At 46.6% G+C, this 26,536-nt stretch carries 25 protein-coding genes and 1 pseudogene; 8 read left to right on the top strand and 18 right to left on the bottom strand.

Annotated elements, in window-relative coordinates:
• Positions 1-375: 375 nt before the first annotated feature.
• Positions 376-1,566, top strand: a complete 1,191-nt coding sequence (locus MHB84_RS17260; RefSeq protein WP_076291207.1) for a cation:proton antiporter — start codon at positions 376-378, stop codon at positions 1,564-1,566.
• A gap of 388 nt (positions 1,567-1,954) precedes the next feature.
• Positions 1,955-2,608, top strand: a complete 654-nt coding sequence (locus MHB84_RS17255; protein WP_076291206.1) for a transcriptional regulator — start codon at positions 1,955-1,957, stop codon at positions 2,606-2,608.
• Between the two features lie 423 nt (positions 2,609-3,031).
• Here the strand turns inward: MHB84_RS17255 and MHB84_RS17250 are convergent, their stop codons facing one another.
• The 10 genes from MHB84_RS17250 to MHB84_RS17205 all read right to left on the bottom strand — a co-directional run bounded on the left by MHB84_RS17250 (position 3,032) and on the right by MHB84_RS17205 (position 12,060).
• On the bottom strand, positions 3,032-3,517 hold the full coding sequence (locus MHB84_RS17250; protein WP_053780148.1) for a DedA family protein: 486 nt from the start codon (positions 3,515-3,517) through the stop codon (positions 3,032-3,034).
• A 13-nt stretch (positions 3,518-3,530) separates the two neighbouring features.
• Complete coding sequence (pssA, locus tag MHB84_RS17245) at positions 3,531-4,076, bottom strand: CDP-diacylglycerol--serine O-phosphatidyltransferase (RefSeq protein WP_063566539.1); 546 nt, start codon at positions 4,074-4,076, stop codon at positions 3,531-3,533.
• A 20-nt stretch (positions 4,077-4,096) separates the two neighbouring features.
• Positions 4,097-5,902, bottom strand: coding sequence for a sensor histidine kinase (locus MHB84_RS17240; protein ID WP_125477328.1), 1,806 nt, complete (start codon positions 5,900-5,902; stop codon positions 4,097-4,099).
• On the bottom strand, positions 5,851-6,531 hold the full coding sequence (locus tag MHB84_RS17235; RefSeq protein ID WP_076291204.1) for a response regulator transcription factor: 681 nt from the start codon (positions 6,529-6,531) through the stop codon (positions 5,851-5,853). Before MHB84_RS17235 ends, MHB84_RS17240 begins: the two co-directional genes overlap by 52 nt.
• Before the next feature lie 242 nt (positions 6,532-6,773).
• On the bottom strand, positions 6,774-7,586 hold the full coding sequence (gene thiD, locus MHB84_RS17230; RefSeq protein WP_063567104.1) for a bifunctional hydroxymethylpyrimidine kinase/phosphomethylpyrimidine kinase: 813 nt from the start codon (positions 7,584-7,586) through the stop codon (positions 6,774-6,776).
• Between the two features lie 104 nt (positions 7,587-7,690).
• Positions 7,691-8,389 carry an ABC transporter permease gene (locus MHB84_RS17225; RefSeq protein ID WP_076291203.1) on the bottom strand — a complete coding sequence of 233 codons (699 nt, stop codon included), beginning with the start codon at positions 8,387-8,389 and terminating at the stop codon, positions 7,691-7,693.
• A complete protein-coding gene (locus MHB84_RS17220) occupies positions 8,382-9,305 on the bottom strand; it encodes an ABC transporter ATP-binding protein (protein ID WP_076291202.1) in 924 nt (307 codons plus the stop codon). The genes MHB84_RS17225 and MHB84_RS17220 overlap by 8 nt, the downstream gene beginning before the upstream one ends.
• A 128-nt stretch (positions 9,306-9,433) precedes the next feature.
• A complete protein-coding gene (locus tag MHB84_RS17215) occupies positions 9,434-10,366 on the bottom strand; it encodes a sensor histidine kinase (RefSeq protein ID WP_375165358.1) in 933 nt (310 codons plus the stop codon).
• Positions 10,363-11,082, bottom strand: a complete 720-nt coding sequence (locus tag MHB84_RS17210) for a response regulator transcription factor (protein WP_076291289.1) — start codon at positions 11,080-11,082, stop codon at positions 10,363-10,365. The genes MHB84_RS17215 and MHB84_RS17210 overlap by 4 nt, the downstream gene beginning before the upstream one ends.
• 135 nt (positions 11,083-11,217) lie before the next feature.
• Positions 11,218-12,060 carry a DegV family protein gene (locus MHB84_RS17205; protein ID WP_076291201.1) on the bottom strand — a complete coding sequence of 281 codons (843 nt, stop codon included), beginning with the start codon at positions 12,058-12,060 and terminating at the stop codon, positions 11,218-11,220.
• Positions 12,061-12,365: 305 nt separating this feature from the next.
• Here MHB84_RS17205 and MHB84_RS17200 point away from each other — a divergent pair, with 305 nt between their 5' ends.
• The 4 genes from MHB84_RS17200 to MHB84_RS17185 all read left to right on the top strand — a co-directional run bounded on the left by MHB84_RS17200 (position 12,366) and on the right by MHB84_RS17185 (position 15,707).
• Positions 12,366-13,142: an ABC transporter permease gene (locus tag MHB84_RS17200; RefSeq protein WP_024631448.1), complete on the top strand. Its 777-nt coding sequence runs from the start codon at positions 12,366-12,368 to the stop codon at positions 13,140-13,142.
• A complete protein-coding gene (locus MHB84_RS17195; protein WP_076291200.1) occupies positions 13,139-13,939 on the top strand; it encodes an ABC transporter permease in 801 nt (266 codons plus the stop codon). The genes MHB84_RS17200 and MHB84_RS17195 overlap by 4 nt, the downstream gene beginning before the upstream one ends.
• Positions 13,940-13,961: 22 nt before the next feature.
• Complete coding sequence (locus MHB84_RS17190) at positions 13,962-14,930, top strand: ABC transporter ATP-binding protein (protein ID WP_076291288.1); 969 nt, start codon at positions 13,962-13,964, stop codon at positions 14,928-14,930.
• A gap of 99 nt (positions 14,931-15,029) precedes the next feature.
• The gene (locus MHB84_RS17185; RefSeq protein WP_076291199.1) at positions 15,030-15,707 is read left to right on the top strand and encodes a succinylglutamate desuccinylase/aspartoacylase domain-containing protein; all 678 of its coding nucleotides are present in this window, start codon (positions 15,030-15,032) and stop codon (positions 15,705-15,707) included.
• A gap of 113 nt (positions 15,708-15,820) precedes the next feature.
• Here the strand turns inward: MHB84_RS17185 and MHB84_RS17180 are convergent, their stop codons facing one another.
• The 5 genes from MHB84_RS17180 to MHB84_RS17160 all read right to left on the bottom strand — a co-directional run bounded on the left by MHB84_RS17180 (position 15,821) and on the right by MHB84_RS17160 (position 20,760).
• Positions 15,821-16,228: a MerR family transcriptional regulator gene (locus tag MHB84_RS17180; protein WP_076291198.1), complete on the bottom strand. Its 408-nt coding sequence runs from the start codon at positions 16,226-16,228 to the stop codon at positions 15,821-15,823.
• A 24-nt stretch (positions 16,229-16,252) separates the two neighbouring features.
• Positions 16,253-17,734: an alpha/beta hydrolase family protein gene (locus MHB84_RS17175; RefSeq protein ID WP_076291197.1), complete on the bottom strand. Its 1,482-nt coding sequence runs from the start codon at positions 17,732-17,734 to the stop codon at positions 16,253-16,255.
• A gap of 172 nt (positions 17,735-17,906) precedes the next feature.
• Positions 17,907-18,353 (bottom strand): FixH family protein, encoded by a 447-nt coding sequence (locus MHB84_RS17170; protein WP_076291196.1) that lies wholly within the window; start codon positions 18,351-18,353, stop codon positions 17,907-17,909.
• A 17-nt stretch (positions 18,354-18,370) separates the two neighbouring features.
• On the bottom strand, positions 18,371-18,823 hold the full coding sequence (locus tag MHB84_RS17165; RefSeq protein WP_076291195.1) for a disulfide oxidoreductase: 453 nt from the start codon (positions 18,821-18,823) through the stop codon (positions 18,371-18,373).
• 308 nt (positions 18,824-19,131) lie between these two features.
• Positions 19,132-20,760 carry a copper amine oxidase N-terminal domain-containing protein gene (locus MHB84_RS17160; protein WP_076291287.1) on the bottom strand — a complete coding sequence of 543 codons (1,629 nt, stop codon included), beginning with the start codon at positions 20,758-20,760 and terminating at the stop codon, positions 19,132-19,134.
• Positions 20,761-21,095: 335 nt separating this feature from the next.
• Here MHB84_RS17160 and MHB84_RS17155 point away from each other — a divergent pair, with 335 nt between their 5' ends.
• Both MHB84_RS17155 and MHB84_RS17150 read left to right on the top strand, forming a co-directional pair.
• Complete coding sequence (locus tag MHB84_RS17155) at positions 21,096-21,302, top strand: hypothetical protein (protein ID WP_076291194.1); 207 nt, start codon at positions 21,096-21,098, stop codon at positions 21,300-21,302.
• Between the two features lie 415 nt (positions 21,303-21,717).
• On the top strand, positions 21,718-22,821 hold the full coding sequence (locus MHB84_RS17150) for a stalk domain-containing protein (RefSeq protein ID WP_076291193.1): 1,104 nt from the start codon (positions 21,718-21,720) through the stop codon (positions 22,819-22,821).
• A 107-nt stretch (positions 22,822-22,928) separates the two neighbouring features.
• Here MHB84_RS17150 and MHB84_RS17145 read toward each other — a convergent pair whose 3' ends face one another.
• The 3 genes and pseudogenes from MHB84_RS17145 to MHB84_RS17135 all read right to left on the bottom strand — a co-directional run bounded on the left by MHB84_RS17145 (position 22,929) and on the right by MHB84_RS17135 (position 26,530).
• The gene (locus tag MHB84_RS17145) at positions 22,929-23,630 is read right to left on the bottom strand and encodes a hypothetical protein (RefSeq protein ID WP_076291192.1); all 702 of its coding nucleotides are present in this window, start codon (positions 23,628-23,630) and stop codon (positions 22,929-22,931) included.
• Positions 23,631-23,735: 105 nt separating this feature from the next.
• Positions 23,736-24,773, bottom strand: coding sequence for a hypothetical protein (locus tag MHB84_RS17140; protein ID WP_076291191.1), 1,038 nt, complete (start codon positions 24,771-24,773; stop codon positions 23,736-23,738).
• Between the two features lie 68 nt (positions 24,774-24,841).
• A pseudogene (locus MHB84_RS17135) lies at positions 24,842-26,530 on the bottom strand (DUF6138 family protein).
• Positions 26,531-26,536 lie beyond the last annotated feature (6 nt).

The following is a 26,536-nucleotide window of genomic DNA, read 5'->3' as shown; positions in this document are numbered from 1 at the left end:
TGAAAAATCCTCCTCATATCCTAACTTCTATGTTCTATCTCATTATATCTTGCCATTTCTCGACTGTTAAGTGACAACACTCTGAACAAAAAGCCTCGTCAGGTACCTTTAAAGTGCCCCTTTCAGGCCATTTTCATTAAAAGCCCACCATCACTGGTTTACCCCATCCTGTATTCATGGTATAATTAATGCAATTAATCACATACGCGTTGAACTGGAGGAGCCTGTCACCAAGGGCCCTCCTTGTCTTTTTTTAAGGCATAAAGCGGCACGCTGACATACGCCGTTTTATGCCTTTTTCTGTTTCTAGGCCTGGAATGATCCCCCCTTGGACTGGTAATCCTATAAACGCTACTGCTGGAGAGGAGTACACCTATGGAATTTATTTTGGTTCTTGCACTTATTTTGATTTTTACCAAGTTGGCTGGGGATTTATCGGTAAGACTCGGTCAGCCATCCGTATTGGGTAAATTGATCGTCGGTGTTATTCTTGGACCTGCCCTGCTCGGCTGGGTTCAACCGGATGATTTCATCCACTATATGGCCGAAATTGGGGTATTACTACTCATGTTCATTGCTGGGCTCGAAACGGACCTGGAGCAATTGAAGAAAAATTGGAAGGCAGCCTTTGCGGTTGCCGTGGGTGGTATCATTCTGCCATTCATCGGAGGTTATGGCGCTGCCGCTGCGTTCGGCATGTCGCAGACACACGCTTTGTTCTTTGGACTATTGTTCTGTGCCACTTCGGTCAGCATCTCGGTTCAAACGCTCAAAGATATGAATCAGCTCAGCTCTCGTGAGGGTACAACGATTCTTGGAGCCGCTGTCGTCGATGATGTACTGGTTGTGGTCATCCTCGCAGTCATGATGAGTTTGCTCGGAACAGGGGCAACTGATACTTCAATCCCTCTGCTCATTGGCAAGAAGCTGCTATTCTTTGTTGTTATTATCGCTGCCAGCTGGTTCCTTGTTCCTCGCATTATGAAGTGGATGGCACCACTGAAGGTCACGGAGACCGTTATTACAGCCGGTTTAATCATCTGTTTTGGCTTTTCGTACTTTGCGGAATGGATGGGTGTTGCAGGCATTATCGGGGCTTTTGCAGCAGGTATCGCCATCTCACAAACGAACTTCAAACATGAGGTCGAAACGAAACTTGAACCGATCGCGTACGGGATTTTTGTTCCAGTATTCTTTGTAAGCATCGGTTTGAACGTGACTTTTGACGGCGTGGGTTCACAAATCTGGTTCATTATCGTTATCAGTCTGATTGCTATTGTAACCAAGCTTCTGGGCGGAGGAGCAGGTGCGCGTCTGACCGGATTTGATCGCTCATCTTCTCTCGCCATTGGAGCAGGCATGATTTCCCGGGGTGAAGTTGCTCTTATTATTGCTTCCACCGGACTTGCTTCCGGATTGCTCGACGCTGAGTATTTCACCAGTGTGGTTATCATGGTTATCGTTACAACGCTGGTAACGCCACCGTTACTCAAAATCACCTTTGCACGCAAAAAAGGGGAAACTCGTGTTGAAAAAGGCATTGAGGAATCCCATCTAAGCGGGTAAATAAAAATCGGGGTACGAGTTATTAATGCAGATGTAAGTATTAGATGTAGGTACTGATGCTGTACAATATAGTTCACAGTACCCCATATTGTTCCTCAGTAAGATGTTGGAATTATACCTTATAACCAGAACTGAAGTACCACATGAAATAGGGATATTAATGTGCATTAAAAGATATTCATGAGCTGTATCGATGAGTCAATTTTTAGAGTGTTGAATTTATTCGGTCATTAACGTTATACTTGTTCTTAAATATTAAACCTAGGTCGTGAAGCACACGCCGCTTTGATACATTTTTCACCTTCGATTAAGAAGGTCGGAAATGTTCAGAGCGGCTTTTTGCTTTTTATAATATTCGTTCGACGAACATAAGGAGGAAATAATTACGATGAGCAATGGATTTGAACAGGCATATGAAGAATGGATACACTCACTTCTGGAGAAGGAAACGAACCTTAGAGTGCGTTCAAGAATAGAAAATGGACTCGAGCATGGTACTTTGGAATTTCTACGTTCGGTTTGGTTTCCCGTTGTCAGGAACTTCAACCATTTGCAACCAGAATGGGAGGTTCGGGATTTTCATAACGGCTATCGATATCTTGATCTGGCTTATTTGCCAGGTAACGGAGTTAAGGGAGGTATAGAGATACAAGGATATGGGCCCCACGCCCGTGATCTCGATGTGCGGCGCTTTAAGGATCTCTGTTGGCGGCATTGTTTGCTAACACTTGATGATTGGACATTTTTGCCTATAGCCTATCTGTCAATAAAGGAAGAACCCAAACGCTGCCAACAGCTGGTACTTTCCTTTATGGGGAAATTCGTTACCACGGATACCCCCGCATCTTTAAATTGGCTTGAAGCGGAGTGTATCCGTTATGCCAGACGTCTCTTGCGTCCCTTTACCCCTTCCGAACTAGCAGTCCATTTGCGAATAACCGATCAACATTCTCGCAGAATTCTGCATAGGCTGGTTGAGCAGCATATGCTGCACGTTGTGGGTGGTAGACAACGATATCGATCGTATGCCTTACGAACCTGAGACACTCTATTCCACCAGAATTCATCATCTCCATCATTTAACGAATCCAAGCCACCTTATTTCTGCGAAATTGATTCAATTACAGCCATATATCAAACTTTTTATGGAAATAAGGATGATAGGATTCGTTAGAATTTAAAAAGTATCCTAATCGCATAAATAAGCGCATTCCAGTTCGTTAGTATTGATGCAATCTAAAAGGTTACTTTTGAAAGGCACTTAGGCTTATGCATATACTCTCGTTACACACTCTTGCAAAGTTCTTTCAGTCAGAACCGTACTCGTGTATTCAAGCTCGCTGAGGCAGGCTAGACTATCGTTCGTTGCAGTTCAGGATTATTTAAAATTAATACACAAACAAAAAAGACCCCTTCACATGCAAAAGGTCTTTATCCTCGCCTGTTCATAACAGGCTGTCCCATTTTAAGTTAACACACCTACGTAAAAACCGATCGATATAAAGACAACACACCATATAAACGCGCCAATGCTGGAGACAAGGACGTATCGTCCTATTGCCATGCGGCTGATTCCGGAGAAGCAGCACATCAGATGACGAATACCTGGAATAAAGTAGCCTAGTATAATGGACCAGTACCCGTATTTCAAAAACCAGGACTCCACCCTGCCCAGCCGCTTGGCGTTGACCCCCACCCATTTACCGTACTTCTCAACCAGTGGTCGGCCGGCCTTCTTGCCAATGGTGTAACTCAGAAGACCTCCAGTAAACGCTCCACCAAAACTGACAACGATGGACACCGAATAATTCAGCACCGAGATGGAGGCGAGATAACCGACAAAGGTCATCATCACCTCATCCGGAATAGGCATGCCAATCACGCCAAGAGCCAGCAGTCCGTAAATTGCGAAATAACCATATTGACCAATAAATTCTCTTGCAAATTCCATACTGACTCGCTCCTTATTTCGGTTCCACAATATCCTTCTCATGGGGGGCTAGCACTTGTTTTAGAGACGGGAATCGGATTTGGCTAACCATTAGACCGGATAATACGATAATGACAAGATAGGCTACACCATGAGTAAAATAAGGACTCCAGAGCGCGAAAAAGGACATAAGACCGCCTGCAAACGTAATCGGCATACCCACAAAACCATGGCTTGCTGTCTTCTGGCAATTGTAACGGGCGAGACGCAATGCACCACAAACCGGGAATAATGCTGTCAGCGCCATACCCAGTGCACTTACCTCATTCATGGAGTTCAAATATAAGATCAACACGGGTGCGGTGCCGAACGAAACAACATCAGCCAGTGAATCCAGCGCTTTGCCGAATTCCCCCTCACAATGCAGCTTGCGTGCTGCAAACCCGTCAAACAGATCAAAGAACATGGCTACCCAGATCATCGTCACGGCTAGCGCAAACTCGCCATGAATAGCCATAATGACAGCCAACATGCCTGAAGTTAAGTTGCCCAACGTTAGAATGGACGGTAAAGATTTCATAGACTTGACTCCCCTTCGTACTAAGCATTAGGAAAAATAATATAAAAACGGACTCCGTCCGGCGTGTTCTCCACACCATAACTGCATCCATGCAAATCGAGAATCTGCTTCGCGATGGCCAGGCCAAGCCCGGTCCCCCCCATTTTGCGATTACGCGAGCGTTCCACGCGGTAGAATCTTTCCCAGATGTACTGCCGCTCCGCTTCCGAGATCTGCTCACCCTGATTCTCGATGGAGATTCGAACCTGCCCTTCCGGCCTGCTGATCTCAATCATAATATCAGTCTTAGGGACAGCATGTCGTATAGCATTCATCATCATATTATAGATGACTTGCTCCAACTTGCTGCGGTCTCCCTCAACGGTCTGTTCGGTGGTGGAGACCAAAACGACTTCCAGTTCCTTTTCCTTCAGTTGTGGACCCAGACGTCCGGCAATATCTTCAATCATATCTCCAAGAGCCACTGCATCGGTGTTCAGCTTAATCGCTTGGGATTCCAACCGTACCAGATCCAGCATCTCTTCAACCATCGTTTCCATCTTGACCGCTTCATCGGCAATGATCTCGATGTAACGCTCACGTTTGCTCTCACTGACTCCATCTTTTAACCCTTCGGAATACCCTTTGATGATGCTGATAGGTGTTTTGAGTTCATGGGATGCATCGGCAAAAAACTCTCGCTGACGCTGTTCAATTCGCTGCTTCATCTCCATATCAGTGCGCATCTGACTGTTCGCCTGCCTTAGTTCTTCCAAAGTCTGACCCAATGTCGTGGACAGCGCGTTGAGACTATTGGACAGACTGCCAATCTCGTCATTGCGGCGGATGGGCGATTTCACAGTGAAATCAAGGGTCGACATCTTTTTGGCAACATGGTTCAGGGCAAGCAACGGCTTGGTGACAATTCGGGACAGAAGCAGTGAAAGGAACACAATCAGCACAAATGCAGCAATACCAAAATACGCATAAAATAGTTGTGTAGCTTCACTCGCCTCCCTCATCTCCTGCAGGGACGTCAGGGAAAAAATGAGTTGCTGCTGAGGTCCCGAGCTGTGCACCGGAGCAATGGTAAGCACATTTCGTACACCACTCCAGCTATCGGTCCATTCCTCATTAATCATTTTCCCATTGGCGAGACTAAGCTGGTCTTCCGTAGATAGTGGGAAGCGGCTATCCAGCGCCTGCACGAGCAGACCCTGTCTCTGACTCCATGTCCCCAGGTTGGGAAGAACAACATCCTTCAATGTTCCTGACCATTCTTCTACCGGCTCCGTTAACTCCTGAAAATCTTCCGTTCCGCTGACTACGGAGCTCTGATCCTTTATCTTCAGCGGATAAACCATAGGATCATTCATTCCACTTGCCGAACCTGTAACGGTCAATTGCTGACCATACTTCAAGTGTGAAGCAAGCCATCCTGCGTTCTCACTGTTGATAAACAACGACAGCGATATATTTACCTGCTTGCCATCCTCTTGCAAAAGCACGATGTGGAATGGGTCATTAACCAGCTTACCTGTATTCGTCAGGATGACCAGATGCGACTGATTCTGCCGCATGAACTTCCCGGTTTCCTTGGCCAGCTGCACATCGTTCCAATGTCCAGTGGAATATTGTTGTTCGAATTTCGTCAATTTTTTCTTAATGCTGCTGATCTTCTGATGTTGGTAAAAGTCCGGGAACCAGACCAGTTGGGCAATCACGGTTGTTCCATATAGAAGAAGCAGAAATCCAGCCATGACCAGAAACAGTTTCATCGTTACACCGTTACGTCTCATGCCTCGGCCTCGAATCGATATCCGGTACCGATAACCGTTCGGATACACTTGGCTTCATCCCCAAGTTTGCTGCGAAGCTTTTTGATATGGGTATCCACCACACGCGAATCACCCTCAAAATCATACCCCCATACCCGATTAAGGATGGCATCACGGGACAGTACAATTCCCTGATTGCGAGTTAAATACAGCAGCAGGTCATATTCTTTGGGAGCAAGCTCCACTTCGATTCCATCCTTCTCAAGCCGCCGCGCCCAGGGATCAAGTGTGGCACACCCAAACCGAATTACACTCTGCTCCTTGCTAACGGCACCCTCTACTCGCTTCATTAATGTCTCTGCACGTGCCACCAGTACACGAGGACTGAATGGCTTCGTAACATAATCATCCACGCCGAGCTGGAAGCCATGAATCTTGTCATCATCTTCCGATCGGGCAGTCAGCATTATAATAGGTACGGTCGACTGGGAACGAATATGCCCACAGAGGGTCCATCCATCCATTTCCGGCATCAGCACATCCAGGATGACCAGATCCACTTCATGCAGTGCCAGCAATTCCAGCGCCTCTACCCCATGTTCTGCTTCAATAACGTTCCATTGTTCTTTTATGAAATAATCGGCCACAATCTCACGAATGCGGCTTTCATCTTCCACCAGAAGCACTGTTCTGACCATGGCCGACTCTCCTTTTAGCATTCTGTTGTTAACATAACGATTCCGTGTGTCGTCCGTGTGTCCAGCCATGTTCTGGAATGAACTCCATCTTATATACGATTAATATATACCAAAAGTTACTAAATTCCATACGTTTTCGCACAAAAAAGAAGCCGTCAACGAGCAATCATCTGCTCATTGACAGCTACTTCCGGCTGAGACCACGTTTTTCTCCGCGATTACACACTACATGTGCGCACCGCTTAGCGTTGATTCTCCAGTCGGTGTGCTACATGTAACGTTGGGCCAACAAAGCGGTTCAGCGGGAATCCGCCAGCAATCGCTTTGGTCACGAAGGCTTTACCTTCACGAACAGCCTCTTTCACAGTAAGACCGCGCGCCAAACCTGCGGTAATTGCCGCAGATGTGGTGCAGCCTGCACCATGTGTATATCCGGAGCCAACAACATCGGCTTCAAACCATTCGTAGTTCGTTCCGTCATAGAGAAGATCCATTGCTTTGCCCGGGTTAATAACGCCTCTGTCCTTGATCAGGACATGTTTCGCCCCATGATCATGAATGACAGCTGCTGCAGCTTCCATCTGCTCCTTGGAGCGGATCAGTCCACTTTTCGCGAGCTGCGATGCTTCAAACAGATTCGGGGTAACCAGATCAGCACCCGGCAAAAGGAATTCGATCATTGCTTCTGTATTCTCAGGTTGCAGCACTTCGTCCGTACCTTTGCAGACCATTACCGGATCGATAACGATCTGTGGCAGTCCGCTCCGGCGGATGTGCTTCGCAACCAATTCAATGATGTCTACAGAACCCAGCATACCCGTCTTCATTGCATCAAAGCCGATACCATCCAGAACGGTGCGCAGTTGAGCCTCGACTACATTTAATTCCACAGGGAAGACCTGGTGATCCCACGTATCAGGCTCCATAGCCACAACAGTAGTCAGCACAGTCATGCCATACACACCAAGCTCCTGAAAAGTTTTCAAATCTGCTTGAATCCCAGCACCGCCGCTCGTATCCGAACCAGCGATTGTTAATGTTTTTGGAATCGTCATGGTAGTTGCATTCTCCTTCGTCCTTCAGTTGACATTATCCTATCCCTTGTACGAGCAGATGTCAATGGCATGTGAAGCCATACGGAGTATGGTTTCCAAAGGAATCAGTTCACATCTTTTGTCTCCAGACGAATCATGGACAGCGAAGCAATCCACAGTCCGATTGCCCCCAGTGTTAATGGAATCACGATAAGTGTGTTGATGGAGAACGTAGGCCCGTTGAATCCTGAACACACCACAAGTACAAGCAGAATGGATGATACCAGTGTGGTCGTGACCGAATGTTTGCGCATTCCGAAGAATAGAGGGATCAGAGCCATGGCCGCAGCGGACAAGGAACTAATCGTGTACTTCAGCAGCAGTACCAGTGCATCACTCATCGTCAAGGTGTCGGGAATGAAGGAGTAGAATTGGTTTGTGATAACCAGCAAGGCTCCCATCAGTAGATCGGTAAACAAAATCATTACAAAGGTAAACACAAAGACAATGATGAGTTTGGCAGCAATAATTTTCTGGCGCTTGATTGGATAGGTAAACATGACGTTCATCGTTTTATTTCGATACTCACTAATAATCAGTTTCGCTATCAGCGCACCGCCAAAGATAATAAACACGGCTCTGGCAAACGTATCTATTAACATGAAGGAGACGTGGTAATCGGCAAAAGCGTAATCTTCAGCCCCCTGATCGGTGAATCCAATCATGATGAGAAACAGGATTAGGGCGAGATTGGCGATACCTGCCGTTCTGAAATTTCGGGCAAACCGATGTTTGCGCAGTTCCAGCTGGATCAGTTTAAGCAACGTCCCCATCCCCTTTCATTAAGCTCATGAAGTGTTCTTCCAATGAATGAGCTCGTTTGAAAATGGATTCAATCTCAACGCCATGCCCGATCAGCTTGCTTGTCAATTCCGATGGAGCAATGCCCGGATCATAGATACGTACGGTATGGTCATCGATCATTTTATAATTTTTCAACCCCAGCTGATGTTCCATTACATAGGTCGCTTTACGCGGGTCCAACGTTTGCAGCTCAATATACTCGCTGTGGCTCCCACGAATGCTGTCCATCGATACTTCTTCAACCAGACGCCCATTTCGTATGACCCCGACGGTGTCTGCAACCTGTTCGATTTCCCCGAGGATATGGCTGGAGATCAACAAGGTAATGCGATACTGGGAGCTGAGACGTTTGAACAAATCGCGCATCTCCTTGATGCCTACGGGATCGAGCCCGTTGATCGGTTCATCCAGAATGAGCAGTTCCGGTGTTGTGATCAGCGCACGAGCGATGCCCAGACGCTGTTTCATTCCCAGAGAGAAGTCACGAACAGGCTTCTTGCCTGTGTCCTTGAGACCTACACTTTCCATCATGTCGTTAATGACCTTCTTGTTATGAAACCCCATGTATTCACAATGGAGATCCAGATTTTCCTTGGCGGACAAATTATCGTAAAAAAAAGGATATTCAATGATGCTGCCCATTCGTTTCAGCAATTCATAGGAAGTAGGCGTGAGCTTTTCTCCGAACAATTCAATCTCACCTATAGTCGGCTTCACGAGATTGGTGAGCATCTTCATCATTGTTGTTTTCCCCGCTCCATTCGGACCAAGAAACCCGTAGATCTCCCCTTGCTTGATACTCATATTGACGTTTGATACAACCTCTGCCCCTGCATACGTCTTGGTCACACCTATCGTCCGCGCAATATAGGTCATGTTCATATTCTCCTTTACGTTCGTCCCTGACGGGTTCTTATATCTGTATTGTAAAGAGAAAAGTCTTCTTTTTTATTAATCAAATCTTACAAAAACCTTAAGCTTATCGTGAAAACTACAAAATGCACCTAACAAGGTTTCAGAGAAACCGAAAATACAGTTCGTACAAAAGGTACGCTATGCAACTCAATACTTCCGCCCATCCGCTCCACCAGCCGCTTCGTAATGGTCAGACCCAGACCACTGCCTTGATAGAGACGATTACGAGAATCCTCCAGCGTATACATACGTTCAAATACACGGCTGTGCTCCTGTTCAGGAATGCCCTTGCCCCGATCCCAGATGTTAAGTGTCACCTGTTCCCCTATTGAATACTCCAGTGAAAGGCCAAGTACCTTGCCATCTGCTCCATATTTCATAGCATTTGTGATTAGATTATCCAGCACACGGTCCAGCGCTTCCTCATTGCCTTTCACGAAGACATCACTTTCCGGAATGGATAGCTCCACTTGCAGCCCCAGATTCGTTAACATGTCATAAAAAGAGATCATCTTCAATCGACACAATTCGCTTACATTAACTCTGGTCAGAGCAAGCTCGCTATCCCCCGACTCCAGCTTCGCCAGATCAAAAAAGGAATGAATCAGACGCAGCACTTCCTGCGCCTTATCCTGGATTTTGCCGGTCATGATCACACGTTCCTGATCGGTTAGTGAATTGCTATGCAGCAGCGTTTCACTATAACCAAGCACAACCGTAAGTGGCGTCTTCAGATCATGTGAGATATTGGAGAGCATGTTGCGCATCTCCTTCTCCTGATTGGCATAACCCGCCTCAGCCCGATGAGCATGATCCAGTAACTGATTCATGTCCTTAAGGAGCTGGCTTATCTGGGGGTCACTGTTGAAGACGAGCAGGCGTTCAAATGTGTTCTTATCTATAATAGAGGTCAATTTCTCATGTATGTAAGTTAGATGTGTACTACGTTTATGCAGCCTTATGCTTAATAGAATGACGATAAGGGCCAATATCCCGGTAGAAAAGGTAAAGATCAACGTCACGCAGGGTCCACCTCCAGCTTATAACCGATACCCCACAATGTTTTAATATACCGGGGGTTGGAGGGATCAACTTCCAGCTTCTCGCGCAGACGACGCATATGAACATTAATGATATTTTCGTCGCCATAATAATGATCATTCCAGACAGAAGCGTAGATTTGAGCCTTGGTAAATACTTTGCCAGGGTGGGTGACAAACATTTTGAGAATACCAAATTCCTTGGAAGTAAGCTTTACAGGTATGCCATCACGCTCGACCTCATACGTTTCCGTATCAACCACAAGTCCGCCAATGTGAATGCGCTGTGGCTTTGGAGTAGTTTCCGTTGCAGGCTGTGCGGTATAGTTGGCACGACGAATAGCCGCCTTGATCCGAGCGGTCAGCTCGATCAGCGAGAATGGTTTGCTCAAGTAATCATCAGCGCCAAATCCCAGGCCGAGGGCCTTGTCCACCTCTCCGTCCTTAGCAGACAGGATGAGCACTGGCACCAGACTGGTAGCACGGATGGTCTGGAGCACTTCCATCCCATTTTTGTGTGGCAGCATCAGGTCGAGAATGACCAAGTCATATTCTAACGGTGATTGGCTGAATTGATGTTCCGCCTCCAGTCCGTCATATGCATAAGAGACGTCATAGCCCTCTTTTTCCAAATAAGGACCGACCATTTCACTAATTGAGCGATCATCTTCAACAAGCAGCAAGCGATAACTTGACACGCTATTCCCTCCAACATGAACGTTTTCCTTTATTACCTCACAGTTTGCATCAATTGGCAATGAAATACGAAAAACCCGACAGGATCGCCACTTCATGTTTCAAAGTGAACCTCCTGCCAGGTCTCATTTACAACCTTATACCGTCTCGCTTCGTATCCAGCACAGCCCAATCGTTCCCGCACCTGCATGAATTCCTACCACAGGTATAAAAGGCATAATTTCCGTCTTCAGGCGGGGAAGCAGATCAGCAATCTGCTGTTTGATTGTAACGGCTTCTTCCTGATTGTTTGCATGCATGATGCATACATGCTTCACTTTCCCCATATCCACCTTGAGCACATCCAGCATACGCTGTTTGGCCCGTTTGAACGTACGAATTTTCTCATTCACAACCACTTTGCCCTCTTCGAATCGAAGCAGCAGATGAATTTTCAACAATTGGCTAAGAATAAGCTGGGTTCCCGACACACGTCCACTGCGGTGAAGATGCTGAAGACTGGCCGGAATGAGGTAAAAGGACATGTTATCTATCATCTGTTCGATGTGAAGTTTGATCTCGGCAGCTGTATGGCCTTGCTTCTGCCATTCCAGTCCTTGCAAAATCATCTCCCGCAGCGGATAAGCGCCTGCTCTGGAATCGATGGCGGTAACCGTCACACCTGCGATCTCGGCAGCCTGCATTGATGTGTGTAGCGTACCGCTAAGCGCAGTGGAGCAATGAATGGTAATGATCTCATCGTACTGGTCCTTCAACGACTCATACAGTTCAATAAATTCACCAATCGGCGGCTGTGAACTGCTTGCGCGTGAAGCCCCATCCAGTTTCTCATAGAACAATTCCGACGAGATGTCTTCTGTCTCCCGATAACATTCCTCTCCAAAAACGATGCGCAGCGGTACGATGTACACATGATTCTGCTCAGCAAATAGCGGATCGAGTGTGCTCGTACTGTCCGTGACCCATGCAATTTTCCTCATTCCAACCTTCTCTCTTGCCGGATTGTTGAAGCTGTATCCTCAATCGTCAGGCACATGCCCGGCGGATTATTTAAAATTTGAATAGTTCATATTGTAAACGTTTGCGTCTTTGCTCCCCAATTATAAAGGAACGGACAAACCACTGTCTTGTGGCGCATTGTTGAACAGCCTCTTTTCTTCCGGTATATGCCAAAAAAATGTCTTGCCTGTGAAGGAATATATTGGTATGCTGTTGTCCTTCTCTCTTTTTCGCCTTGACTGAAGTGAACGGAACCGCCGTTCAACCAACTTATCGGAGGTGTCACATGCTTTATTTCACTCTGGCTTCCAAAGCCTACTCCCGGAACCTGCAATACCGCGGGGCCCACATGGTACATAACCTGGCAAGCGCCATGTTCGGCTACATGTATGCCTGTCTCTGGATTGGCATCGGGGCCGATCATTCTCTCGGAGAATACGGGACACAGGGGATGATCAGTTACATTGCATTTACGCAATCCTCTCTCTGGATCTCGGGTTTTCTCACCAATGGACTTGGTATTCCACTCACGGTCAGGACAGGGCAGATCGCGCTTGATCTCATGAGGCCGGTTCATCTGTTCACCCACCTGATGGCACGTGAATGGGGGCAGATTGCCTACCAGTTCGTGTACAAAAGCATTCCAATTTACCTACTTTTCTCCATCGTATTTTCTCTGCAATGGCCCTCAGAAGCTTCAACCCTGTTATTTGCCGCAATTGGTCTTGCCGGCGCATCCTATTTATCCATCTGTATGAATTACATTATTGGCGCCACCGCGATGTGGACTACGGAGTCCTCCTGGCTGCATTGGGGCAATCACGCCATGATGAATCTGCTCGCTGGTTTCTTCATTCCGCTGGAATGGCTGCCAGACTGGTTGGAACGAATTGCTTGGTTATCTCCCTATCCTTTCCTGCTCTATGTCCCGACCCGAATCTATCTGGGTTATGAAAATGGCTCCTTACTATGGGGAACCTTGATTTGGTGCGTCCTCATGACATTCGTCTGTCTGGCGATCACCCAGGTACTGCGCCGTAAAGTGGAGGTGCAGGGCGGATGAAAACAATTTCCTGGTTCACTTTATATAAAATGCTCATTCGAACAAGCATCCGCAGTCGGATGCAATACAAGTTCAATTTCGTCATGGCCTCCGTTCTGGCCGCATTGATTCAAATCTCCGAGTTTCTGATGGTTGCTCTGGTGCTGCACAAATTCGGAGCCATTAAAGGCTGGTCCCTTCATGAGATTGGTTACCTCTTCGCGATCATGACCCTGTCCAAGACGTTATATCGAACGTTTGGCAACGAAGTACATCATTTGGAAAAATATCTGGTCGGCGGCGAACTCGATCAACTGTTAACCCGTCCTATGCCCGTATTGCATGCCTTACTGCCACAAAACTTCCGCATCATGGCTGGTGAAGTGTTACAAGGCGGGTTTATTCTCTGTTGGTCTCTGGCAGGCATGATGCATAGCGGACAGATCAGCTGGACTGTCATCCCCTTCTCACTGCTCGTCATCTTGACCGGTGCCATCATTCTTTTTTCGATTGGGCTTGCCACGGCAACGCTTGGATTTTGGACCACACGCATTGAGGAATTGCAAACCATCACCGAGGATGCGGCGCGTACGGCTGCCCAATATCCGCTGACGTTGTATCCCAAATGGATGTCTGGCATTCTACTGACCGTAATCCCGGTGGGTTTCGTCAACTATGTTCCGTCACTCTATTTGCTTCGCGGCGAACTAGGTGCATGGGTTCTTGGTGCCATTGTCATTGTGGCCGTCCTGAGTCTGGCCGCAAGTCTGCGTTTCTGGAAATTTGGTTTAACCAAATATCAAAGTACAGGTAGCTAAGGAGGAGAATATCGTCATGACTATGATTACAGCGCGGCATCTGCAAAAGGAGTTCAAAACCCCTGTGGTACGCGAGGGCCGGTTTTCCGGGCTTCGCACCTTGTTTTCACGTGAGTATCTGTCCAAGGAAGCGGTTCGAGACATTAGCTTTGATATTGGCAAAGGAGAATTTGTTGGATATATCGGCCCCAATGGGGCTGGCAAATCCACCACGATCAAAATGCTGACGGGTATCCTTCATCCGACCTCGGGTGAGGTGCTGCTCGGTGGTATGAATCCACACCAGGAAAGACGTCGCACGGTTGGACGCCTCGGTGTCGTGTTCGGACAGCGCAGCCAACTCTGGTGGGATCTGCCCGTGAAGGATTCGTATGATATTTTGGCCGAGATGTACGGAGTCCGTGCCGAGGACAAAACGAAACGATTAGCCCAGTTCGCCGAGCTGCTGGATCTGGAATCGTTCTGGGCTACGCCTGTCCGTAAGCTCTCGCTTGGACAGCGGATGCGTGCTGATTTGGCAGCTTCCATGCTGCATGACCCGGAATTGCTTTTTCTCGACGAACCGACGATTGGACTGGATGTGAACGCAAAGCGGAACATTCGTCAATTTCTTCGTACGTTAAATGAAGAGTTTGGCAAAACGATTCTGCTGACCACCCATGACATGGACGACATTGAGCAACTATGCAATCGGGTGATGGTGATCAATCACGGTCAACTTACGTATGACGGCTCCATCCCCTCTCTGCGCGACACCATCGGTCTGCCAACACTTATTCGAGTTACGTATCGAGGTTCGTATCACATCCCGGACGCTATATCATCCGCCATTCAGATCACAGGGGCAGAGAACCAGATCGTCACTGTGGAGGTAAATCGAAAAGAGTGGAGCACGATGGACATTCTGAAGCAGCTCGAACAATGGGGCGAGATTGAGGATGTCGAGATGAAGGAACCGGATTTCGAGGATATTATTCATCGAGTGTACTGACTGACTGGCCTATTTTATTCAGAACTGGATGAGGGCCTGTTCAAATGCCGTTACATGCGGGAAGGACATGACGTACTGTAATAGCGGAGGTGAAGTGTCATGCTTGTTACCAAACACACACTTGCTGCATCCAGTGCACACGCCACTCCCTATTACCTCGTTCGAGGCACGAATCCCGGACCCGTCATCATGATTACATCGGGAGTTCATGGAAATGAAACCGCGAGCATGGCCGCTGCGCAGAAGCTGGCTAATGACTGCATGGCCGGGCGTCGACACGTGGTTCGCGGACTCCTCATTATTATTCCACGAGTGAATCAGAAGGCTTATCGTAACAAAAGCCGAGGAAAACCTGATTTAAATCGCACCTTCCCGCGGCATATTTCTGGCAAAGCCAAACATCCGCTTGCTTCGGCTGTCTTTCAACTTGCCAGTCAATATGGGCCTGCCTGGTGGCTGGACCTGCATGAAGCCAATGGATTATCCCAACGCAGCTCACGGGTACTGGGACAAACCTTGATTACCAATCCAGGCAGCAAGGCTGTTCCGGTATGCAAACGAATTATAGGACGAATGAATCGGTCGATTCCCATTCGTGACAGGCACTTCAATCTGAAGCAGCATGAGTTGCCCGGTTCAGCACGAACAGCCGCAGCTCGCCTGCTTCAAGCCCGCTCCGTTACCGTGGAGACCTGCTGGAGTCTGAACCGATCAGACCGGATCAAGTATCAGACGGAAATTGTGCACCATTTCCTGCGCGAAGTAGGCCTGTTTTGAATTGCTTGAATCTTTATAAATAGCCGGAAGCATAAAGACACCTTCAAAGATATTTCTCACGCCAAACGCGTCAGAGATGATCTTCGAAGGTGTTTATTGGCTTAAGGGTTATCTTATGAATTTCCATCTTCCTTGTTGATTCGGAAAGATTCAATGTAATTGTGAATATCATGCTCTGGCGTCAGAAGCAACCCGGCAAGAAGTGTCTGCATCCGCTGCAGGTTATCGATATGCAGCTGAATCTCTTCAATTCGATCACGTACAAGTGTTTTTAGTGCTTCACTCTCCATGTCCTCCTGGCTGAGCAGTTGCAACGTATCCTGTATTTCCTTTAAGGAATAACCCAGTGATTGAGCATCCTTAATGAATTTGACCTTAACCAGATAATCCTCGGTATACACACGATATCCGTTGGACGAACGACGGGGAGCAGGCAGAATTCCACTGTCCTCGTAATACCGGAGCGTTGCCATGCTCACACCCGTACGTTTGGCTAACTCTCCTCTTGTCATGGTTTTCATGCTACTCCTCCATCCATCTCCACGTTATTCGGCCTGATAGTTCCGCAGCTTGGTATACTTGGTATCATAAGTCGCCTCGGGAAAACGTTCTGACGGCCCTTCCAGCAAAGGCTGCTGCCCTTCTCCCTTCAAATAACGGTCAAAGAAGGCCAATGTATATGATCTTGTAATGTCCACATTATGCTCTGGTGTTATGCCTTTGGCAAACAGTTTAGGTGAAATTAACGGAATATCCGTGAAACTCTGATGGAAGAAATGATCCACGGTCAAGTAATACGTGTCATTGAGACTGCTTGTCATCACCTGATCCAAATCCGTTTCAAACTCGGGATAAAACACTTTATCCTTGGCAGTGGCGTTCGGGTCAAAACTTTTGGCTGTTCCACCTGACATGATATACATAAACGGCTGTTGCAAGGCTGTCGTGGATACAGTTCCCCAGAATCCGCCTTCCAAACTGAGTCCTGCTTTGAAACGGCTATCCTGGGCCAGTGCTTCCGCTGTTGTCGCACCACCATAGGAGTGTCCAAAGATACCCACATGATCCAGATCAAGCTTGCCTTCGAGCAGTTGATTCGGATCATGTTTATTCCACTGGGTGAGCGTATCCAGTACAAAGCTTGCGTCAGCTGCACGAATGCCAACACCTTCTATATTATGTTGATACACTTCCTCTGACGTTAGATCGTCAGGATCCGGCTCATAAGAAGCAACATGTCCATCCGGGAATGTCACTTGAGCAGAGGTATACGGATGGTCAATCCCAACAACAATGTAGCCGTGGCTGACCAGCTCTTCAATCGCGGTCATACTTTGAAAGCGTGCAGAGCGTATTCCAGGTGAAAACAGCAATACTGGATACTTGCTCTGTGCGGCAGACACCTCAGCGCCTTTAACCACATGCGTGGGAATTGTATCGAGATAATTGAACACCATCGGTGGAATTCCAAATACGAGACTGATCGCCTCTCCCAACTCGGCAGGATAATGTTCTAGTGGTAATTCTTTGGCTGTTTCCTGATCTACAGGATACCAGACATTAATCATAAGTTCTCGCTTATCACCCGCTTCAGCCGTCTTGGTCTCTTCCCGAGATTCATCCGTTAACTGCTGCGAATAGGTACCTATGGCGAATGAACCTGTCGGTTCAGGCATCGTGAATGCAGGGAAAAGCGACGTCAGCACAATTGAACCTGCACTGAGAGCCAGCACTAGAATCGATGCCAAGATGGTTTTGAACCACAAACGACGTTTCGATTTTTGTGTGTTCTGCATACGGCGTCCCGACTTCCGTAGTTGAATCGCCAATACAATCAGTAAAACAAGGGCTACGATATAGGTGGGCAGCAGCTGCACACGAAAATGATCGACTACCCCATGCAATAGAATAACCAGTGCCAGTGCTGACAACGTACCCACTTTCACTGCCTGACGTTTGGGAGCCATCAACATGACAACTGCGCTAATAACCGTCACAATGACCAATATCCATTCCAAATTTCTCATCGACTTACCTCCAACATGTTGTAATACATCAAGGATAAACCTTGAAGTATACTTCAAGGTCAAGGTATAAAAATGAGAAATTTATAATTACGAATTACACATGCAAAAACCCGATAAACGACGCAGCCGGAAGTGGCTTGTACGTAAACATTATCGGGCTGTATTTATCGATTTATTCTTCCACAGTTACCTTCGTTCGGGGCATGGTGTGCATTGCACCAGCAGTGACATGGACCTGAACGATATAGACTCCGGATTGCTCAAACGCGTAGCTTGCTTCGTACAAACCTTCACCTGCTGATTTCGCGGTGATGGCTCCCTTGGCTTCAAGCTCTTCTGCACTCATCATGCCTTGTTCCAGAGATGGTGCCTCGGGTTCATCCTGTTCATTCCAGATCTGAAACTGCACATGGTCCGCATCATTCACAGGCTGCCCCCCTTGTGTAAGCTGGATCTGCAAGGAGACATTTTCCTTAATGGACACCTTGTCCGGTACCATGAGCTTCACCTTGATCATCTCCGGCATCTCACCTGACTGGGACTGCTTCTGTTCCGAACAACCCACAGTCAGGAGGATCAGAAAGATGAAGGGCATGAACCAACGGACTTGTCCGCTCATCAATCATCTGTCCTTTCTTATGAAGAAGATTTTGGTGTTTTGCCAATTCCCCACAGCATAACAATAATGATGATAAATGCGATCAGTGCAAGTAACGGAATTGTGATAAAACCAAACCAGTTCAAGTAATCGGTATAACACGGAATTTGGCCGCATGCCACTGAACTCCCCGTAGCCGAGTAAATACGCTGAATCGTTACATGGTATAACGAGATTCCGCCTCCAATAAAACTCAGCGGAAGAACATACTTGGTGATTCCCACATCATCCTTAAAGTAGGCTATACCAAGTAAAATCGTTAACGGATACATGAAGATCCGTTGGAACCAGCATAGATCGCAGGGTATGTATCCCTTAATCTCACTAAAATAAAGGCTGCCTCCAGTCGCAATGACTGATACGGCCCAGGCAATAAACAGACGGGTATCAATATGTTTTGCCCGTCGCTCAGGCTTTGAAGCTGTGTCCATCCGCTTGAACCCCCTTTTCTTGTTTGATCATACCGAATAATAATACAACATACATGACTCCAACGGGCTAGTCATTACGATTATGTACAGTCCACCACCGTACCGTGATCAATAACACGTTGCGGCGAGGTTGCTGACTGTCTTGATTATACCAAATATTTGAATATTTTGATGTGGCCTTTTTGCGTCCATGTGATACAGATTGGATTGCAGGGTCACCAAGTATGATGAGGTATAGACACTGAATTGAAAACGAAAAAAGCTGCCGTATGGGGCAGCTTTTTTCGTTCTTCTTTTATAAATAGTAATTACATGGATTTAGTCAGTGTGATCGAGCCATCTTTTTGCGCCCATTTTACATCCCAGCCAAGAAGCTCAGCTATGAAACGCAGTGGCACTTGTGTACGTCCGTCTTTGTTAACAAAGACCGTTGCACCCACATTTTTCTTCATACCGTTCATTTCCATAACGTTGTTGTTCACCCAGAACTTCAATGTATCATTACCAGCCATAACGGTTACTTGTTGTGCTTTTTTATCCCATTTCACGGTTGCACCAATTCCTTCACTCAAGAAGCGCAGTGGAATGTAGGTTGTGTTTTTCCAGAGCATTGGCGTGGTGTCCATGTTGGTTGTCTTGTTATTGATTTTCAGCGTTTTGCTGTTCAGCTGCATCCATACGGTAGTTGTATCTGTTTCAGGCATTGTTGGTGTAGTGGGTTGCTCTTGGAATTTATCATTGAATTGCGTCACAATTGCATTACCAAGGGCTTGACCTACACCAAACATTACTTTGAACCCTTCACGGTTAGTCGTGTACGAACCCTCGTAGTTAGCCGCAGCGTACTGATCCAATACTTGTTGTACTTGCTTCTCATGTGTAGTCAATGCTTGTTGTCCGGCAGCTTTTGGCAGGTTGCCCGCTGTTGCCGAATCCAGGAATGTCGCGAACTCTGTTGTGAATCCGTCAATACGTTTCTCGACAGCTGCACGAGCCGTTGCATCATTGTTTTTAACGGCTGTTACATAGTCGCTTTGTGCATTCACGTGGTTGGTTACCCAAATTTTCTCGAACGCATTGGCACCGTCATTACCGTATATGGAAGCGATCGCTGCTTTGAAATCCGCTGTGTTTCCAGCTTCAGCTGTAACCAGTGCATTGGATGCTGCTGTGCGGCCATCATATTGCTCTTGCATTTGCAGAGCCGACAATGCGAAGTGCTCGGAAGCCAAGTGGTTCAGTGCAGATCTCAGATCAGCTGCTGGTGTATCTGCTTTGCTGTTCTCGAATTTCTCAGGCATTTGTGTTGTGATTGCCGTGGAAAGTGCTTTACTCACATCGAACATTTCTTTGAAACCTTCACGGTAAGCTTTGTATGCATCGGTGTAGTCACCAGCGACATATTCATCAAATACTTTTTGCACGAGATCTTCATGTACTTTCAAAGCATTTTTAGCTGCCGCTTTTGGCAATTTGCCTTCCGTTGCTGTGCTCAGGAATGTAGAGAATTCTTCTACAAAACCGTTGATATTATTCTGTGCCTGTTTGATTCCAGCCTGGTTACTCATCTTAGTTGCTTTCACAAGATCATCTGTATATTTGTTATGAGCGCGGAAGATCCGTTCGAATTCTTTGGCTCCTGCATCACCGTAAAGGGAAGCGATTGCCGGCTGCATATCCAATGCATTTTGGTCGAGTGCTTTATAAGCTGCGTCTGCATCTTTTGCTCCGTCATATGCCTTCGCCATTGCGGTTACTGCGAGTGCAAAGTGTTCGGATAATAGGTGATCCAGGCTCGCTCTCAGGTCAGCAGCAGGTGTATTCACACTTGCCTTCATTGTAGTCATTGGTGTCTGTGGTGCTGCTGCAGCCCCTGCGATTCCCGGCATCAATAACGTCAAGCTCAGCATGGGTGCGATAAATTTCTTCATTTTCATTTTCATTACGTGGTCACTCCTCGGTTAGTTTTGTTTATCCTTTGTTTCCTCGTCGTCGTCTTCATAGGGTGTAACGCAAGGTTCTTCAATCTGGATCACCTCTCTGGGCAAAAAAAATTGCAGCCTCCGTCCAGGAAAGCCGCAAATACGCGCCACAACAAGGTTTATCTCAAATTTAAAATTTTAAAATTATAGTGAACCACTCCTTTCAGCACTGCATACATACTGTAAGTGAAGGACTTTATTTTCCTTAATTTATCAATAAAAGCTTACATCCAAGGTAAACTTGAAGTACAATGAAAAGAACGATTGATTTCAATGAAGGAGGTCATCGCATGACATTGCTGCCCTATATTTTAATTGTTGGAATTGCCCTGTTCGGTGGAATTGCTACCATGATCATCGGGAATTCAAAAGCGAATCAGACCAGCAATCCCGAGTATGATCGCAGGACCAAGCAAAATCTGAGCAAACTTACCTATGTATACGTTGGTGCCATCGTTCTCGGCATAGGCGGTTTCATCCTTTATTTAGTGAACTGAATAGTGCATACTCTCAGCAAAGTACATTTTTGAACTTTTTGATTAATTCAAGGTTACGTTGTACATATGGGATGGTTTGGCGAACCATTCCCCTCACTCATATGATGGCCAAGAGTCCACGTACCACCCACGTATGTAATTGTTCGTAAAGACTTTTCCTGCTGAAAGAATTATCTTCGTGTGTATATCCCTGCTCAGAGTCATCTACTATCTCTCCCACTTCTCTCTCCTTGCTTCTACAACATCTATAATGTGAATGCTCTCCTAAATAACAAATTCCAAATGCCTAGATCCTTACACATGTTTACAAGTTGGAGATAATTCAGAATTATTCTGGATATGTTCAGCGGGTAATATAAAGCCATAAGGACAGCAAACCATTATAAATAACACAATTTAAAGGAGAGTTATACACATGAAGAAAAACTTGAAGAAATCCGCAGCAACGATGATGGTACTGGGCATGACATTAACAGGAGCAACGGGCGTATTCGCAGGTACTCAACTGGAGAAAATCTCGGCATATCTCAATCATGGGATCAGTTTCAATGTAGACGGTGCGGCGTACTCACCAACGGATGGCAATGGCAAGAAACTCGCTCCAATCACTTACAACAATTCAACTTATCTGCCTGTACGTGCCATTGCTGATGCGCTGCATGTACCTGTATCGTATGACGGTAAAAAAGGACAGGTGATCATCGGCGAAGCTCCAAGCAATCCTTCTACATTGAGCAATGTAACCTATAGCGCAGCGCAAAAAGAAGCCATTCAAAAGGCATTTGCACAGTTCGACGGCTTCGAGACAGCATACGCTCCTCAACAGATGATTGCAGGTGATACGTTTAAAAATGTAGGCGCTGGCGGAGATGGAGTAAGCTTTACTTTTAATCATATGAAAGTGGATGTGTCTCCAAGAGACTATTCGGACGGTTACAATGGCAAAGACGTAAAACTGTCCAATGGTGTCACAGCCAAATGGTACACACCCGATCAAACGGGTATGCTCACGTTCAAACTGGATGATCGGTATGTCACAATAAGCTCACCTGACCATAAGCTATCTCAGGCTCAGCTGCAGCAAGTGGCTGTATCTGTGCAAAAGGTTCAAGGCAATGATCAGGGTGTTACAGGCTTTGCCGATGTGAAATATACCCAAGAGCAGTCAGCTGCCATCCGCAAAGCCTTTGCCAAATTCCAAGGATTCGAGACTGCATACGCACCACAACACATGATTGCCGGAGATTCATTCAAAAGCGTGGCTGCTGGCGGCGATGGTGTAAACTTTGTTTTCAATCACATGAATGTCACTGTGTCGCCTAAAGACTATTCCTTCAGCTATGACGGTAAAAATGTTAAATTGCCAAACGGCGTTACCGCCAAATGGTACACACCGGATCAAACCGACATGCTGACATTCAAACTGGATGATCGCTATGTGACTCTCAGCTCGGCAAATAATGCATTGACTCACACACAGCTGGAGCAAATGGCTGTATCTGTGCAAAAAGTGAAATAATTTCGCAGCTAAAATCAAAAATTCACACTAAAAATCATACAACATAACAAACACACATCATTCTGATCCTCCAGTGATAAGGGGACAAATTCGATGTGTGTTTTGTCCTATTTAAGACGATGGTGCAGCAGCCAGTAATAGCGATGCAAATCCATAATAAAATGAAAAACAACAAACGCCAACATACTATACACACATATAAGTACAACAACAACCGTCTGTTGCGTGACAAAAGCAAGAGAAATATTAGCCAGTATATATCCTGCTCCGGTCAGCAGGGCTAACGTAGTGAGGGGCATTTGGGCGCTTACACGCGCTTTTTCCTCATGGGTAGACTGTTGCAGTTTGCGCAAATGAAACTTGGAATACTGAAATAAGGTCAAACCATATAAAGTAAACGAAGCAATCGCATACCACGGTGTTGTCAATCCCAACATGCCATAGGCGAACTTTTGAACCATAATGATAAAGCCTAATGAACAGACGACCCCAAACACTCCGCGAAACAGGACATAATTCAGTTGCAGCCTACGGGGCGCGATAATTAGAGCTATGGCCCATACATTCATAACTGCTAGAATTGGCAGTAGAATAGAAGCATATAAGAATTGGAACGGAACACTGAATATTGGAATAAGGAGAAATACGTTAAGAAAGAAGAACACCAGCGTACCTACACTGAAACGAATGCCCTCCGCAGCATAACAAACCAGATACTTATTAAACGCATCCTGCCGATAGGATGTTCCTTTGTATCTAGCAGACGTATCTGTGTTTAGGGATTGTGGGGAATGATTTTTGCGTACCATCTATTCGGGCCAATTGAAACCCAAATGTTTTATCCAGCTGAATCCCGGTCCTTTTATCATTCTGGTTCCCCTTCCCTACTTATTTTCTTGCTGTAAACACAGCCGTCAATCCGCTAAACGAATCACTCTCCGATAGTTCATATAATCGATCATATCTTCCCAGTCCAATTCCCCTGCATTACCATCACGATAGTATACAGCTGCAGCGGGTAGAAACCCAACCAATGGCCCATTGCCGCCACAGATCATCGCGCCACCGTCGCCACCTTTGGGCATCAAGTTTCCAGACGCATCAAGCGTGAGCTCATAGTTATAGGGATCTCCAGCAAACTGGACGCCAAAAAAGTTGGGCAGCTCCAGATCATACGGACGGTCATTCTCAACTACTAGAGAAGGGTCCGGCTCTGCCGATTCATCCACAATTCCCTCCACCTCTTCGAGGCTTCCAAAATGCTTCAATTTCATCGTGTAGTCGAAGCTGTCTCCCCATGGAAATAACGTGCGACAGCCCCCTCCGTACAGATACTCCCACTCATCTTCAGTAAGCAAACCAAAACCCGCTTTTGCTTCTTCATCGATTAAATAATCCAACGTCAAATCTTCATTGAACCAAAATATCTGTACTGTATCGCCTTGACGAACCAGACGGAACTCTTGATGCAGCTCATACTGGTTCAGATCGGACAACTTAAACTTCTCCAACTCTTCTGCAAAAAAGGCACTCTCTTGCGCCATCGCTTCAGCTTCCGTCACTTCAATCCAACCAAGTGAATGGTTGCTGCACTCCACCAGCATAGGAGCAATGTGCACTTCCCTGACCGGAGACATCTGGCTACTTAAAAAAGAATCCACGTCATCCACACCATACTCACTAACCGTCTCCAGCAAATCCGCAGAAGTCTCTTCATTCATTCCACCCTGCCAGCGATTCCAGCCAAGTGTCACCTGATCACCAGGCACAAACACAAATTTCTGCGCATCATACGAAAATACACCTGTCTCGATTCGCTGACCGAATCGTTCAAATATCTCCAATCCTTCATATTTCATACCTGTGGGAAAATGACTGACCAAATTACGCAGCCGCTCCTCCTTTTCCTGAGCGGACAGTTCTTCCCATACATCCCGATTCAATGGTCCCATATACTCATCCACCTTAATTGTATCGTTATACATCACATCAACCTTGAAAAGCCGTCATGGGCCTTTCCTTATTTCCCTGCGCCCTTTAACAGTTCTAACAGCAATTCTTTCCGTCTTCCCTCAGCCTTGCGTGCCAGCGTGGCAAGCTTCTCTACCTTGCCCCAGATCGGATACAGCACATGCTCCACTTCATAAGTTTCCAATCCTTGCAGCGATCGGACCAGAAGTTCAAGCTTCTCCTCATTCTCCAGTTCAGGCTGGATCTTCAGCTTCAAGGAATCCGTAGAACGACGCAGGCAGGTAACTAATGCAGGTATGGAACCGGCCGTTACACCATGTGTCTCAGCAAAGGCAACGGTGAATTTATCCTGCACCAACTGGTGCTCATCATCCACTTCACCCATGTAATATTCAACCAACGGGAAATACCGCTCATCTGCCAATCCAAGTCCGAAGGTTGCATAACTGCCTGGCATACAGTTCTTTTCACCCTCTGTATCTGCATAAAATTCGAACTCTTCGATCGCTACACGTGCATAGTCTTCAAGCAGCGGACGCAGCTCCGGGTACTCCAGCGCGTTTGCGAAAAATCGATGCGTATCCGACTTCGCAAGCCCTTTAATCGGCAGATACTGCTTCACGCTGGACTTGAGCTTGATCTTGTAACTTTTGGGGAAGCCCTGCTTCAGCAAACGGGTGATAAAAGCAATAGCCTATTCATACGCAGACACTTCTTCCTTTCGAATGATGATAGTAATGATCGAGAACACATCGTTCGCGGTGCACTCCACCTGCTCATTTTTCAAATGGATATCTTCCTTGGCATAGGCTCCGCTACCTTCCACCATCATTCGCGCTGCACGGTTACTACCCAATTGTTTGGCCAGTTCCAAGAAAGTAAGGCCTTTCGGTTTACTGTAACTAGGCTCATAACGAAGAATCATCATGGCTGCATATAACAGCAGATCGATAGGTTGTGCCAGCTGCTGCCCATGCTCACTCTGAGGCTCGTCCTCCTCCAAAGAAGCACCTGGCTTATGTGTATATACATTGGCACTGTACGCAGAAGGCTGTACATCAAAGTAGCCTGGCAAAAAATGATTCTCCGCCCAAGACGTTATCGCACGAATAATGTCACCACGATGTTCCGCCAGAGCTTCCTGACGCCCTTTATTTAACTCCTGTATGCGATCATATTGCGCTATAGTCCACGCTACGTCCAGTTCAGGGAACAATTTCGGATCAAGCAGGTGACGCGTCAAAAAAAAGGATTCCAACGGCTTTGTTGGATATGAACCTTTCAGCAGCTTCTGGTCTACATATGTATGAATGCGCTCAAGCAACTGCTGCCTTTTCTCTTCGTTGATATATTCGAGTATGGTCACTTGCAGCTTTCCTTCTGTGGTTGGGAATTTCCCGCGAAAGGTAAACCGATAGTCGATCAACGGTGTATCCGCCAGCTTGTCCAATTTCTCTTGAATCACTTCTACAAGCCTGGGCTGGATCTCATTCCGCACTTGTTCTTCCGTAAAGGGACCGGGATTCTTCGATTTCAATCCCTCATCCAATCCAAGATCCACACTGTCTACCGTGGTCCTTCCAGGTCTGTAATCCAGCAAAATATCATTAAAGATCCCCATTTGCAGCGTTGTTCGCTTCACAGCCTTTTCCAGGTCATCCCGCTTCATCTGTTCACTAAACCATTCTTCAATGACCTCAATCATCTCTTCCATTGCCTGATCATAGAGTGTACTCATGCTTCG

The organism is Paenibacillus sp. FSL F4-0087 (genome assembly GCF_038020215.1).
GTDB lineage: Bacteria > Bacillota > Bacilli > Paenibacillales > Paenibacillaceae > Paenibacillus > Paenibacillus taichungensis.
The sequence above is the reverse complement of the archived record's forward strand: the minus strand, read 5'-3'. Positions and strand labels throughout refer to the sequence as shown.